Origin of the sequence: Salinigranum rubrum (genome assembly GCF_002906575.1) — an archaeon.
In the GTDB taxonomy this organism is placed as follows: Archaea; Halobacteriota; Halobacteria; order Halobacteriales; family Haloferacaceae; genus Salinigranum; species Salinigranum rubrum.
The window spans coordinates 31,401-44,968 of record NZ_CP026311.1 but is presented as its reverse complement, the minus strand read 5'-3'; the positions used below and the strand labels follow the sequence as shown (position 1 = coordinate 44,968).

Sequence of the window (13,568 nt, the reverse complement as noted above, 5' to 3'; positions counted from 1 at the left end):
TAGAATACAGATGATTCCCGACGACATTATACACCGCGAGGATGGTGTCATCAATAGCCGTATCGAGGCTCTCCCGTCCATTCTGCCTTCAGAGGGAAGTCGCTAAAATGCCGATTCCTGAAAGCAAATTTAATGACTGGCATGGTACCGGAGCTGACAAGGGATCGGCTGATGCACGAGATAAGACTCGCCGTGCCTTAATGAGCGAACGCTCCCCTCTGGAACAAGCGGACGAAGATTACGAAGTCTATCTACAGGGTTCATATGCGAACACGACTCACACTCGAGGGTCGAGCGACGTAGACGTCGTCGCGAAAATCACGTCCGCATGGCGCTCCGACCTTGAGGAGCTAAGTGAAGAGGAGGAGGAACGATACAATGATGACCACGATGACGCCGATTATGACCATCGTGATTTCTACGATGACGTGTTAACAGCACTCAGGATCAAGTTTGGCAGTTCAGCTGTTACTCCCGGTAATAAGGCAATCAAAATCAACAAGGAGAAAACATCACTACTTGATGTCGACGTTGATGTGGTCGCGTGTGGTGAGTACCGTGTCTACCGGACGTATCCCGAAGGCGGCGATGAAGATGCGGAAATCGACAAGGGAATGCACTTCATGCCGCAGTACGACAACGATCGTGTAATCAACTTCCCTAAGATTCACCGCGAGAATGGACGGGAAATGCACTCGAACTACAAGGAGACCGTCCGTATATTCAAGAACGCACGCTATTACTACAACAACCATTTCGATACTCTTTGGACGATTGATGCTCACTCGTACGGGATCGAGTGTCTCATCTACAACGTTCCAGAGAGTATCCTAAAGCGGACCAGCCGGTCAGATCGATTCGATGAAACGCTATCGTACTTAGACAACGCGGACTTTTCGACCTTTGACCAGGTTTCCGAAATGGAATCTCTATTTGGCGATAGCAACACGCAGTGGAGTACTGACGAAGCAGACGAACTCATAACCCGTCTCCGAGAAATGTGGGACGACTGGTACAGCAAACGAAAGAATGCACAACTTTTCCACTGACCAACCGAATCGCCATCAGCGATACATCGTAATCGGTATCGCTACGGCAGTGATTTACCTTGGAGGAATCAGCGCTTTTGGTCCTGTACTCGGACTTTCGATGGGCGTTGTCTCATCCGCACTCTACATCGGGTTCACGAGGTACCTCTGGAAGTGGGAATTGTTACACGATAAGGGATTAGTCGCTGTTCCGAACTTGAATGGTACATGGGAAGGGCATCTGTACACTTCCGTTGACGCGGATCTCATCCCCGACGAGCAGATTGTTGATAATGGACGCCAGATTGAGGGACTGACAAAGCAGGAAACCAGTATCGAGATTAACCAGACCTGGGATAAGATACGTGTTTCATTGGATGGGCCGGAGTCACCTTCACATAGCCGAGCAGCGACGATCTTGGTCAAAGAAAAAGCCTGGCCGACACTCTCGTATAACTACTGGAATGATGGGAGTACCACCAACGAAGAGCTTGACCCACATTATGGGACTGCTATCTTAGAATACGATGAGCGCGAAGACAAACTTGAAGGAAAGTACTACAACCGCCCTGATCAGCGGGGAACCCATGGGATACTGGAACTGTACAGAGTGAACTGAGCATTCACTCCGATTTCACGAAGTACATCTCTCCGTAGTTCTCACGACCAGGACCTGTGTAATAGAATCCCTCTAGTATTGTTTCGTCAGAGTCTGTTTTTAAAGCTAAGTCCGCGGTTCCGTAGTGTCTTGTCATCGAAGACGCTGAATCTGGGTCTGGGTCGTTCTCATACTGGTAGTTGAGGCTCGGCCAACGCCCATCTTCAGTCAATACGGTTGCGCCAGTACTGTCTGACTCGGAATTGTCGGTCTCCAGGTGGATGCTAATTTTCCGCCATGTCTGAGTGATTCGTAGCGTCGCTGCGACCCGCTGCATTTCCGCGTTCGGGTCGTTCGACGCGTGAAGTGCATCATCCGGAATGACGCCCTCATACGAGGTTTTCACATATCCCGCCCACTCGCCGTTGAAATCAGGAACTTTTGACGCTCCTGTTGCGCGGGCGATTCTTGTTTTCCAGATAAACCGACTAAACGTCGCTGTAAGGAGAGTAAATCCCACACCCCAGGAGATCGTAATGCCCGCGACTGCTGGTATGACTGCACTGAGCATTGTTGAAAGCCATCCCACGGCAAGGGCAGCTGCATAGGCTGCGAATCCAAGAATACCGTATACAGTCGGCCTATTGTCGTTGTCTGTTGAGTAGGTATGCATCGCTACTAATCCTCTTCATAGAAGCGTCTGGCCTCGGTGACGAACGCTCTGGCGTGTTCGACATCCCATTGGGTCGTCTCGTCACCAAACAACGGTTGCATCCCATGCTGTACAGTATAGTCCGGGAACTCTTCTGCAGCGTCGGCTTCGAGTTCGTCGAGAATTCCTTCCACTCGATCGCGAATATCATCCTTTGCGATTGTGGCAGTCTCGACGTTTGAGAGGAGACACTCGATGAAGTATGACGCGGCGTTCTCTTTCTCAATAGCGCCGTTCTCTGCGAGTGTATTCCTGAAGTTCTTGAAAATACGGATTGTTGGTTTGTAGTTCCCGTTTGTATATTCGTTGTACCTGGTGCCCATGATCCGATGACGGCGTGGGAAATTGATGATCTTCGTCCCGTCTGGAGTCCAGAATACAATTCCTTTCATGTGGTTTCCTGGCTGGTGTGACCAAAATCGTCGATACTGGAGACAGGGAACAACATCGGCTCCAAGGGGCAACTCATCACTGTCTACTTCGATTGCCTTCTCACCACGTTCGACATTGCGTGTCCCGTATTGAGCTTGGAGGGTTCGATACACGCCTTCGGCATGCTCCTCGAACATCTGCTGTGGATTTCGATCAGGGGCATGGCTGGCGGCGTGATCAGGGACGTGAGAAAAATCCGCATGGAAGGTGTCTGTCCGGATAACAAGAATGTCTACGTCACCGGAATTGTACACCATGGTCGTATTCCGGTACGAACCTTGGAGGAGGGTGGCGAATTCTAACCCTTCACTGACACCCTGGAGGCCACCTTCTTCTAGATCATCCCGGAGTTCGCGGTTGGTATCTCGAGCTTCTTCTTGATTTGCGGTTTCTGAATGTGTCCAACGGTTCAGTTTTGCACGAGATATCATCTGTTGTGTAGTCCGATGTGCCTGGTTGTTATCATACTCCCGAATGTCTGCCCAGCGATACATATTTACAATCCACTTGAGTTCGCTAGTCCGTGTCAATTACACGAGCGAAGTCTATCGATTCTCTCTACGAGGAATGCAAGGATTTCGACCTTGTGCTCGTGCCGGATGCGCCGATGGCGAGTGCCCTGAACAGGCGTCTTGACCAACCTCACTTCGGGCCATTCGCGATCACACCACGGCGCCTGGCTGCCCGACGCCGAGAACAGGCCGAGGATCGACTCGCGTTCCTCGAAATCATTCAGACGACTGACCTCAACTGGAAGGAGACGTCCTATGCGGTCGGGAACATCCTCCAGTGCTGGGAGTATCAGGGGACGGCTGACGCTATTCTGGACTACGAGCAGTTCGCGACGACGGCAACGCACACTGCTGTCGACTGTATCGCAGAGATGGACACGACGTCTAACCGTCTCACTGAGTACAGTATCGAAGCCGACACGTCGGTCGCTGTTGTCGGCTTCAAGCAGCTTACCGAACTCGAACGCTCGATCCTTCCCCCAGACTACGAGACGGTTGACCCGTTCACCGAGGAGTCATTCGATCATCCATCCTTCCGCATTCTCGACTCACCGGCCGCAATCGTCGACGCGGTCCTCGATACGGTCACACCGGAGAACGCCGACGACGTGGCTGTCGTCCTCGATGCAGCTAGTCAGTATTCCTCGCTCATTGAGTCGGCGCTGGAAGCTGCAGAGATTCCATATTACGGTGGTCCGGGGTTCAATGACGATGCTCGTCACCGCGCATTCCTACAGCTCCTTCGAAGTGCCCACGCTGGCCGGGATACGCGAGTAGGCGACGTTCGACCACTCCTCACCCAGCTCGGGATGCCCGTCGATATTGAACACGACGAGAAGCGTCTCTACGACCTTGACCGCCCGGAAGTAGACTGGATCCTCGAGTTCCGTGATGAGATTCGTTCCCGCACGTTCGAGGAAGCCATCGACGAATACGAAGCAGTCACGGACGCCACAATCGAAGACTTCAGAGAGGAACTCTCGACACTTGGCCTCCTTGACGACGCCGTCACCGAACCGGCAGTTGACCGACTCGAGTTCTATCTACAGTCGTACGAAGTCCCCGTAGACCGGGAAAATGAGGGTGTTCTGCTGGCCGATGCGAAATCTGCCGCGCACGTTGACCGCGCCGTCGTGTTCTATCTCGGGCTCGACGAAGAATGGACGCATTCGTCGCCTCGTCGCCCGTGGGTCGACCGAGATCAAGAGTTCGAGCGGAACATCCGGCAGTTCCAACTCCTCCTGCAGAACGGCGTCGACCAGTACTACCTCGTGCAGGACACCGCCGGTGGAACGCCCGTCACTCCGTGCCTGTACTTCGAGGAACTGTTCGACGAGGAGTTCGACCGATTCAGTGACCTGGACTCACTGCAGCATTCACGAGCATATCGAACGGCACAGGATGGGTTCGAAAGAGAACCCCTCGACGTCCCTCCTGAGGAGATCACCGCACTGAGCCAGTCGAGTCTGAATACCTACGTCAACTCCCCCCGTGATTACTTCTTCAGCCGACTCGTCGACAATCCGGACAAGGAACACTTCAGGGAAGGGAACCTGTTCCACGACTTCGCAGAGTTCTACGTCTCGCATCCGGACGTCATCACGACGGACACACTCGATGAGGTCGCAGCAGTCATTCTCGACGAGGTTGACCCGTTCCTCCGAGGCGTCGATCGGGAGGTTCGACTCACCAAGTACCGTGTCGGCCTCCAGACTATCGTCGAGTTCCTCGATGCAAACCCGCCGCAGGGTGATGGCTTGACGACGCCGGACAGTGGCTGGGGAGAGAATCTCTTCGCAGAGTATTACGACCGCCCCATCGATGCGTCGCACACTGAACGCTGGTTTGAGAATACCGACCTCGGATTGAAGGGCAAGATCGACCTCGTTCACAACCCCGCCCGACTCCTCGACTACAAGAGTGGCGCAAAGAAGTCGGCATACTCCATCGTCAAACACTCGGCGCTCGACCCACCGAGCGACAAACCGAACTTCCAGGCATTGCTGTATCTCGCACATCAGCGAACCGAGCGCCCGGACGAGGAATTGCGATTCACGTTCTTCCACTTCCTCGAAACGCTCGACGATGTGGTGGCGGGGAATGGGTCCCTCGAGGACTGCCTCACGACGGTGACGTATTATCCCGTTACGTACGAGGGATACATCGCGAGGCGAGACACCTTCACCGAACTGCAGGAAGACGCCGCGAACGACTGCAACAAGACCTTCTCCAAGGTGGAGTACGAAGAGTACTCGGAGTTCTTGGACGTACACGAGTTCCCGGAGACGAGAGACAAGAGTGAACTCTTGTGCTCTGTTGAATAGCGATCTAATCTGTCGATATCGCTGCTTTAGAAGGGTGAAGCCGAGGAACTCGATTCTGACTTATGGAAGTCGACCTCCTCGACTTCGTTGAACGGTGTCGTCACCTAGCCAAACAAGCGTTGGGGAAGCACGCGGGCGAGCCCGCCAGCGGCGGGTTCGCCCGCTGGATCCACGTCGTTCTACACTGCTTTCGGCTCGAAGAGGGCCATAGCTACCGTGAAACGCCGAATCGGCTGGAGTACATGGCTGAGATACGTGCTGTACTCGGGCTCGGTCGAGACGACCTTCCTGACCACAGCACGATCTACAAGTCGTTCGATCGGCTGAAAATGTGGGTGTGGCGGGCGCTGCTGCGCGTTTCCGCGCAGCAGCACCCGCAGTCTGGACACGCTGCTCTGGACAGCACGTTCTTCGACCGCCGGCGTGCGTCATCGTATTTCCGCCAGCGGGCAGGAAGCACGGTACAGACGCTGAAAGTAACGACTTTGACTGATGTGGAATCGCTTGCTGTTCTTGACGTCCACATCACAGCTCGGTGGAAACACGATACGAAGACCGGGCCGCAGGTCGTCCGCCGGAACGCGGACGACCTGCTGACCGTCGCCGCCGACAACGGATTTCAAGACTGGCACACCGAGTACGAGGTCGCCGCACACGACGTTGAGTACCTCGTTCACTACCGCGGATCGTCACCGAAAGCAGCCACAAACAACGCACTCATTCGGGCAAAAGGCTACTCTCAGCGCTGGATGGCCGAAACCTCGTACTCGACAACCAAGCGCTCGCTCGGCGATGCCGTGCGAGCGCTGGGCTGGTATCGACAGTTTCGTGAGATCGTCCTGATGTTCGCCATCATCAACATAGAACCACTGTGTGAGCCGCTGTAACCGTGACTCAGCATCTATTCAACAGAGCAAACTCTTGGACTCTATGTTTGCTCGCCTACTGACGGAACAGATGAAGGAGAGCGTTGGCGACTACAAGTACGTGAAAAAGGGCTGTAAGCAGGCGCTGAGACACTTGCTCCGTATTCGCAACCAGAACTATTTCACTGGCGACGTGGACGCATTCGAGCAGTTCGTCCGAGAGCGCCTTTCGGAGTTGAACGACCGTCGTGCCGGTGATGAGCGCTTCCCGGTTCAGGGACTCGGCGGCGATCCAAACTATCGGTACGTGGACAACCGCGATTGCATCCTGGAGGGTGGTTCGCGATGACTGCGCCGAACGACCAACAGCAGGATCTCATCGATAGCACAGAGGGTATCCACGTCGTCGACGCCGGCGCGGGGACCGGAAAGACGTTTACCGTCACCCGTCGCTACGCAGAGATCGTCGACCAGGACGACGTCGAACCGGAGGACGTCCTCCTCGTGACGTTCACCAACAACGCGGCGACGGAGATGCGAGAGCGGATCGTCGCCAACTGTGACTACGGGATGCGTGAACTCTCGGACGCACCGATACAGACGTTCCACAGCCTCTGTCACGACATCCTCATGGAGCACGGCTTCGAGGCACCGACGCACCTCGGTATCGACGACCGGATTACGGGGTCCACACGCGTCCTCGAAGACGAGAACGTCGAGAAGGCGCAGTTCCGCGAGTTCATCCATCAGTTCAGCGACGATCACCCCGAGTATGACGACTTCTTCCGCCCCGTCGCGGAACCAGTCGAATTCCTCGGGTTGATCAATCAGCTTGCGGCGAAAGGTGTGTTCCCGACAGCTAATGGCTGGTACAGGAACGGCGAGCGGCATTTGGATGGTGACTTCGAGGCGTTCCGTGAGATCTTCGACGAACTGAATCAGCCCCGGAACGACGGGAACAAGCAGTCCAAGTTGCGCTCGAAGCTCGGAGGCTACGGAAACGACAAGTGCTACCTCCCAGACGCACCCGAGGAAGATGAGATTCGTGGCGGATGGGGCGAGAAACAAGTTCCTGCTGCTGTCGCACGACTGGCGTTTGACGAACAGCGAGAGGGCCTCAAGAACTTCGTCCATGACGTCTACCACGAGTACCTGGAGTTCGCACTCAGTCGGAACTACCTCAACTTCGGCTTCCTCCAGCTGTTCGCGTTCGTTCTGCTCAGTGACGACCACCGACTCCGCGACGACGTCGCGTTCGAGTACGTGATGATCGACGAGTTCCAGGACTCCAGCGAAATCCAGTTCAAACTCGCACTCCTGCTCGCGGACACGAACAACGTCTGTGTGGTCGGCGACTGGAAACAGAGTATCTACTCGTTCCAGTACGCTGCCGTCGAGAATATCACCGAGTTCGAATCTCGACTGGACCGATTCGTCGACGAACTCAACGAGGACCACGAGCGAGTCTCGTGGGCGACACGCCCGATCATCGACATCGAACTCGTCGAGAACTACCGGTCGACGCAGGCCATCCTCGACTTCTCCGAGCACAGTCTGGTCACGCCCGCTGCGAGCAAGGACGACATCGACGAGGCGACCGTCCGAGACCGTATCGTATCGCTCTCCTCGAACGCCGCGCACGAGAACTCCCGCATCGAGGCGATTCAACACGAAGACGAACACGAGGCTGTTCTGACCAAGATACAGCACATCGTCGGGAACGAGGCGTATCAGGTCGAAGAAGACGACGAACTCCGTCTCCCGGAGTACGGTGACATCGCCGTCCTCACCCGGACTCGTGACTTCGGTCGGGAACTCCTCTCTGTCGCCGAGGAGTACGGGCTGCCGATGGCGTACGAGGGTGGCATCGAGTTGTTCCGGTCTGACCCGGCGAAGCTGCTGCTGGCGTGGCTGCGGATTCTCGAATCCGATTCTGAGCGAGGGTGGGCCGTCGTCCTTGAGGAAGCGGGCTACATGCTCGACGAGGTCAAACACGTCCTCAATTGCGAGGCGTATCCCGCCAACATGCTGGCGTTCAAGTCGGAGCTTACGTCGCTGGAGACGGTCGGTGGGGTTGCCCAAAGCGTGTTCTCCCGGTACGACTACAACGGGGCGTATGCCGACGTGCTGCTGACGACGATACAGTCCGTCCACAGCGCGACGACGCTGACACGAGGTGACCTCATCAGGTTCATCGAACGGGGAATCGAGGACGGAAGCACTCACGAGGTCCACGCGAGTGCCGGGATGAATTCGGTGACGGTCCAGACCATCCACGCGGCAAAGGGACTCGAACACCCCATCGTCGTGCTCGCGAACATGAACACCCATCGCTTCCCACCGTCAGGCGGGAACAGTAACGCGATCACGTTCGACGATCCGATCGGGCTACGCCAGCGAAAACTCTACGCCGACGATCACGGGTATCCTCACATCCACGACAACTGGCGGGCCGACGTCCTTCGAAAGTGCCTGCCGCGTGGATACGATGAGGAACGACGCTTGCTCTACGTCGCGATGACGCGGGCTGAGAGCCACCTTGTGTTCGCTGCAGGCGAGAGCCCGAACACGTTCATCGAAGAGCTTCCAGTCGACCTCGAGGAATTGGAGCCCGACGTTCAGGAAGACGACATCGACGAGACGACACAGGCACACTTGCAGATTGCTGTGCCGACGCCGGATGGTCCAGTCGGTCACTCACCGCATACGCTGATGCGTGACGATGTGTTCGAGGACGTCGACGACGGAAGAGGGACCGCGTTCGGAACGCAGACCCACGAGTTCGCTGAGCGCTACGTACTGGAAGGGGACATCGAGCCCTCGAACGACGACGAACGTCGCATCAAGTCGTTCATAGACTCGCTCGATGGGCAGCTGCGAGTTGAGGAGGATGCGTATCTGCCACTCACGGTCGACGGAGAGCAGGTCACCATTTCAGGAATCGTCGACCTCGTTCACCTTCGTCCCGATGCCGTCGAGATTATCGACTTCAAAACCGACCTCGGGCGGCACGCCGAGGATGAGTATCGGAAGCAACTCAGCGTGTACTATCACGTGCTGAATGAATGGTTCTCTGGTCGAGAGGTGACCGCAGGGATCTTCTATACTGCACAAGGGGTCCGTGTTGATATTGATCCACTCTCAAAAGCGGAGCTAGTCGCGCTGATTAGTCAAAAACAGCGTTCGGAAGCCAGCGTTCTCGAGTAGTCGTACCGCAAATCCAGATATCTCCTTGAAGATAACCGAAATTCGTTCGAGGCCAAGTTGTTCGGCGGGAACGGGTTCTTCAGAGCAGAGAAGGATATCCGCGCGTTCAGCCCCGGTTGAGAGGAACTGAGGCTGCTTGTTACTTGTCTGGTGCTATGCATGCGTTTATACGGTAGAAGAGTCAAAATTAGGTTGACCAATGAGTCTTGATGAGGCGGTTGAAGAAGCGCTCGCGACGTACAATATGTCGTGCAGCGAAGAAGCCGAGGAAACGGGCCGAACAGTCGCCACACTCCAAGACTAACCGCGCCACTTCGTCGAGGTTTCGAATCTTTTCAGCAAATTCTCACTTCGGTAGCCCTGGCGTTGCCTTCAGTTCCGGATATCCAGCTCGTTCAGCGGCTTCCTTGACGAATCAGTGTACTAGCTCTATTCGCTCCGCGGCTTTGCTCTATTGAACTATCGAGGGGTCGCCGTATCACCGCTCTTTGGTACAACTCTGGCATTTGAGTCCATCTGAAATCGTTTGAAGCGGGTTGCGTTCGGTGAGTTCCCGTTCACACGACGAACATCGAACAGTATCGGCTACACCGATCCCACTCCCGTATCCGAGAGTAACGGTTTGATGTATGCTACCGTCGATAAGTTCGAAATCGATTTCGCCTCGCTCGTACTCAACTTCCGTCAGAGTAAGTGGTGTGACCTGCACGTCGAGTGAGTGCCGCTCTCGGATTTCTCGTTGTCGATTGGGAAATCCACTGTCACGGCGCTCCTGTAATTCGTTGAGCGTCTCGTCGAGTTCCTCGTACTCCGATTTGAGTTCTTTCCGTTCTCGCAACGCTTGGACGCGTGAATCCTCGTCTCCTGTGTTGATCTTCTCACTCAGTTCGTTGATTTTCGACGACAGGTTCGAGTGTTCTTCCTGTAGCTCCTGGATACGCTGTTGTTGCATCTGACGGTACTCTTCAACTTCTGAATCTGCCGCACGCGAGGCTTCTCGATGAATGTCGTCGAGCTGCCCCTGTACGCTTTCCAGCAACTGTTCCCGGGCTGTTTCGAGGAGAGGCCGCACATCTGTCTTGGTCAGCTGTACATCGCCATCAGAGGTCCTCTCGCTCTCTACTGTGGTGGTGGCGAGGAATGTCTCCGCCAGTTTAGGAAGGCTCTCCTCTGACCGCGTGTCTACAGCAACGGCGCGGAGAAGCTCTTGCTGGTATTCACTGACGGTCTCGATACCGACACGAAAGAGAACCACGATGGCTGTGCGGTCGTAATACGGAGTGAACTGTGCGCTCTGTACCTCGACAGAGCTGTTTTGGATCCATTCCGGACTCTCGATGTCAGATTCACTCTCTATCGACAGCTTGCCAGACGGCGATCGTTCACCCGCCTCACGTAGTAGCTGTTGAAAGAACGCACTCTCCGGATGCAGCCGTTTCGTTCTATCATCGTCATCGTCTGGAGTACCCTCCCCCCGGATGAGCGTGTGTCTCCCGTTGGTGATCTCGGTGTCTATGTCATTGGGTACCGACACCAGCCAGTGATCGTCACTTTGCTCGATGGAACAGCCGATAGATTGGAGATACTGTTCTGTGAATTGCTCTACCACAGATTGCGTGACAGAAATCGAAGCGTCAGTCATCGCTCTCCCCCAGGTCGAATCCTTCGAACACGCCGCTATTGAACTCCTCAAGTTTGTCGGCGAGTTCGCGCTGTTCCTGGAGGTCAACTGCCATCGCATCGAAGTCGTTCTCAAGATCGACTTCGGAATCAGCGGCCACCAACCGTTCGAAGATCTCGTCTTCGAAGCTTGTCCCCGACTCTTCCAAGCGGCTCAAGATTGAGCTCAGTTCTCCGACGCTCTGCTGGAAGAGATCAATCTTGTGGTACAACCGCTCCAGTACGTACTCTTCGACCGTATCTTTCAACGCCATATTGAAGATGAATACGTCTCGCTTCTGGCCGATCCGGTGTACACGTCCGATACGTTGTTCAACACGCATCGGATTCCACGGCAAGTCTAAATTAACTAATATATTGCAAAACTGTAGGTTACGGCCTTCACTCATGGCGTCGGTTGAGACGAGGATTCCGCCTTCTTCTTCGAAGTCCTCGACAATTTGCTCCTTCTCGCTGCTTGTGTGCCCGCCGTGGAACGCGTGTACTGTGTATCCCTCCGAGGCGAGCCTGTCGAGGATCTGCTGTTGGGTTGCTCGGAACTGGGTGAAGACGATGACTCTCCCCATCTCGACGTTGTCGCGGGCTTCTTCGACGATATCCAAGAGTCGTTCCTGTTTAGTCACGGTATCGATCTCATCGATCAGATCTAAGATCGACTCCAGTTCGTCCGCGTGCGTGAGCTCCGACTGGTCGTAGAGTCGCTTCTCGATGGTCTTCTTGAGTGCGACCGGGCTGCTGACGACCTCCTTCTGAAGGAGCATCAGTACGAGCTTTTGACCCTGGTCCTGACTGTACGCCCCTTTGACGTAGTCTGAGACTGCCTGATAGAGTTCGCGTTCCTTTGGGGTTGGATCGAACGTCCGTGTGTCGATTGTCCGGTCTGTGAAGTCGATATCCGTGTCTTCCCGTCGGTTTCGGATCATAACCTTGTTCAGCCGATCCTGTAGTTCGTCTCGATTCACCAGCGTCTCCTGATTGCTGTTGACGAAGTAGTGATGGAAGACGTCACGCGTACCGAACAGCCCAGGGCGGAGTAGCGAGACGACGTTGTACAGGTCAGTCAGTTCGTTCTGAATCGGCGTCGCCGTCAGGAAGAACGCATAGTTGTAGGAAAGCCGGTCAATCAGGTCGTAACGGTCCGTCTCTTCGTTTTTGACATAGTGGGCCTCGTCAAGTACCAGAACGTCCCAGTTCCGATCAAGAACCGTCTGACGATGTCGCTCGCTCTTCGCAGTGTCGATGCTCGCAATGATGTAATCGTGGGCGTCGAAGTCCTCGAATTCGTCGTCGTAGTTGCAGACGAAGTCAAGACCGAATTTCTCTCGGAGTTCAGCCTGCCACTGTTTGGCCAGCTGTGCGGGAGTGAGGATAAGGACGGATTCGTCCGTTTCACGGAAGTGCATCTCTTTGAGAATCATTCCGACCTCGATAGTCTTCCCGAGGCCGACCTCGTCAGCTAGGAGTGCTTTTCCGTCCATCTCGAAGAGAGCCCGGTAGGCTGCATCCACTTGATGTTCGAGAAGTTTGACGGCATTCTCGTCCAACTCTTTCAGTGACCGGAGTTCTGAATCCGGCTGGCCTGCTTGCAGACGGACTGCTTGGATACTCTGCAGATGACTCCCATCAGTACCGTCCTCAGACAGCGAATCCAGAAGATCGTCAGCAGATTCGTGTGTGACCTCGATATCGACGAGGTCGTACCCGCTCATATGTTCGTAGAAGCAGGTGTGCGTGAAATACGTTTTGTGACTACCAATCAGCAACCAAGCAGCTGTGTCTCCATTTCGGAAGTGAAAATATGCAGCTGAACTCCCACCGAATCACTAAGTGGGTGTGAAATAACATTATGGTAGGTAATCAAAGATGACCCAGTGGGCCAGTCACTACTTAGAAATCCCCGAAGCAATCCGAAGTAACGATGCCCTTCAAACGCAGATCGCCGACATCATTCCTGGTCGCCCAATCTATGGAAAGAGGGTAGAAGGTGGTGACCGAGAACAAACTGCACGAGATATTCTCATCGACTTCTTTGACTGCAAAATTGAATATCAAGAGGCATATGAACGTGTTCTACAGGAGCTTCCACGGCGCGAATCGCCGCATTCACACGATAATAATACGTTTAGCAGCGATTGGAATGAGGCCTTGATTCGAATGCAAGCTGTTCGCTTCTACAACCACGGGACATTTCTACAGCTGAAGGACCTCG

The 13,568-nt window shown here is 54.7% G+C and carries 9 protein-coding genes and 1 pseudogene; 6 read left to right on the top strand and 4 right to left on the bottom strand.

Translation table 11 applies throughout. The features are described 5' to 3' along the window. Nucleotides 1–44: 44 nt before the first annotated feature. Together C2R22_RS22315 and C2R22_RS22310 are read left to right on the top strand one after the other, a co-directional pair. The gene (locus C2R22_RS22315) at nucleotides 45–1,049 is read left to right on the top strand and encodes a nucleotidyltransferase domain-containing protein (RefSeq protein ID WP_245903098.1); all 1,005 of its coding nucleotides are present in this window, start codon (nucleotides 45–47) and stop codon (nucleotides 1,047–1,049) included. A 100-nt stretch (nucleotides 1,050–1,149) separates the two neighbouring features. Continuing rightward, entirely contained in the window at nucleotides 1,150–1,647 is a 498-nt protein-coding gene (locus tag C2R22_RS22310) for a Cap15 family cyclic dinucleotide receptor domain-containing protein (protein ID WP_103427980.1), read from the top strand. A gap of 4 nt (nucleotides 1,648–1,651) precedes the next feature. Here C2R22_RS22310 and C2R22_RS25380 read toward each other — a convergent pair whose 3' ends face one another. Both C2R22_RS25380 and C2R22_RS22305 read right to left on the bottom strand, forming a co-directional pair. Then, nucleotides 1,652–2,299 (bottom strand): Cap15 family cyclic dinucleotide receptor domain-containing protein, encoded by a 648-nt coding sequence (locus C2R22_RS25380; RefSeq protein ID WP_162562621.1) that lies wholly within the window; start codon nucleotides 2,297–2,299, stop codon nucleotides 1,652–1,654. Between the two features lie 5 nt (nucleotides 2,300–2,304). Further along, complete coding sequence (locus C2R22_RS22305) at nucleotides 2,305–3,201, bottom strand: nucleotidyltransferase family protein (protein WP_245903097.1); 897 nt, start codon at nucleotides 3,199–3,201, stop codon at nucleotides 2,305–2,307. 92 nt (nucleotides 3,202–3,293) lie between these two features. Here C2R22_RS22305 and C2R22_RS22300 point away from each other — a divergent pair, with 92 nt between their 5' ends. The 4 genes and pseudogenes from C2R22_RS22300 to C2R22_RS22285 all read left to right on the top strand — a co-directional run bounded on the left by C2R22_RS22300 (nucleotide 3,294) and on the right by C2R22_RS22285 (nucleotide 9,679). After that, nucleotides 3,294–5,606: a PD-(D/E)XK nuclease family protein gene (locus C2R22_RS22300; RefSeq protein WP_245903096.1), complete on the top strand. Its 2,313-nt coding sequence runs from the start codon at nucleotides 3,294–3,296 to the stop codon at nucleotides 5,604–5,606. A 62-nt stretch (nucleotides 5,607–5,668) separates the two neighbouring features. Continuing rightward, nucleotides 5,669–6,493: an IS5 family transposase gene (locus tag C2R22_RS22295; protein ID WP_103427979.1), complete on the top strand. Its 825-nt coding sequence runs from the start codon at nucleotides 5,669–5,671 to the stop codon at nucleotides 6,491–6,493. 37 nt (nucleotides 6,494–6,530) lie between these two features. Next, a pseudogene (locus C2R22_RS22290) lies at nucleotides 6,531–6,821 on the top strand (PD-(D/E)XK nuclease family protein); the annotation flags it as partial. Then, nucleotides 6,818–9,679 carry a UvrD-helicase domain-containing protein gene (locus C2R22_RS22285; protein ID WP_103427978.1) on the top strand — a complete coding sequence of 954 codons (2,862 nt, stop codon included), beginning with the start codon at nucleotides 6,818–6,820 and terminating at the stop codon, nucleotides 9,677–9,679. The pseudogene C2R22_RS22290 and the gene C2R22_RS22285, both read left to right, overlap by 4 nt. Nucleotides 9,680–10,157: 478 nt before the next feature. Here C2R22_RS22285 and C2R22_RS22280 read toward each other — a convergent pair whose 3' ends face one another. Both C2R22_RS22280 and C2R22_RS22275 read right to left on the bottom strand, forming a co-directional pair. Continuing rightward, nucleotides 10,158–11,321, bottom strand: a complete 1,164-nt coding sequence (locus tag C2R22_RS22280; RefSeq protein WP_103427977.1) for a hypothetical protein — start codon at nucleotides 11,319–11,321, stop codon at nucleotides 10,158–10,160. Further along, nucleotides 11,314–13,068: a DEAD/DEAH box helicase gene (locus C2R22_RS22275; RefSeq protein ID WP_103427976.1), complete on the bottom strand. Its 1,755-nt coding sequence runs from the start codon at nucleotides 13,066–13,068 to the stop codon at nucleotides 11,314–11,316. Before C2R22_RS22275 ends, C2R22_RS22280 begins: the two co-directional genes overlap by 8 nt. Nucleotides 13,069–13,568: the final 500 nt, after the last annotated feature.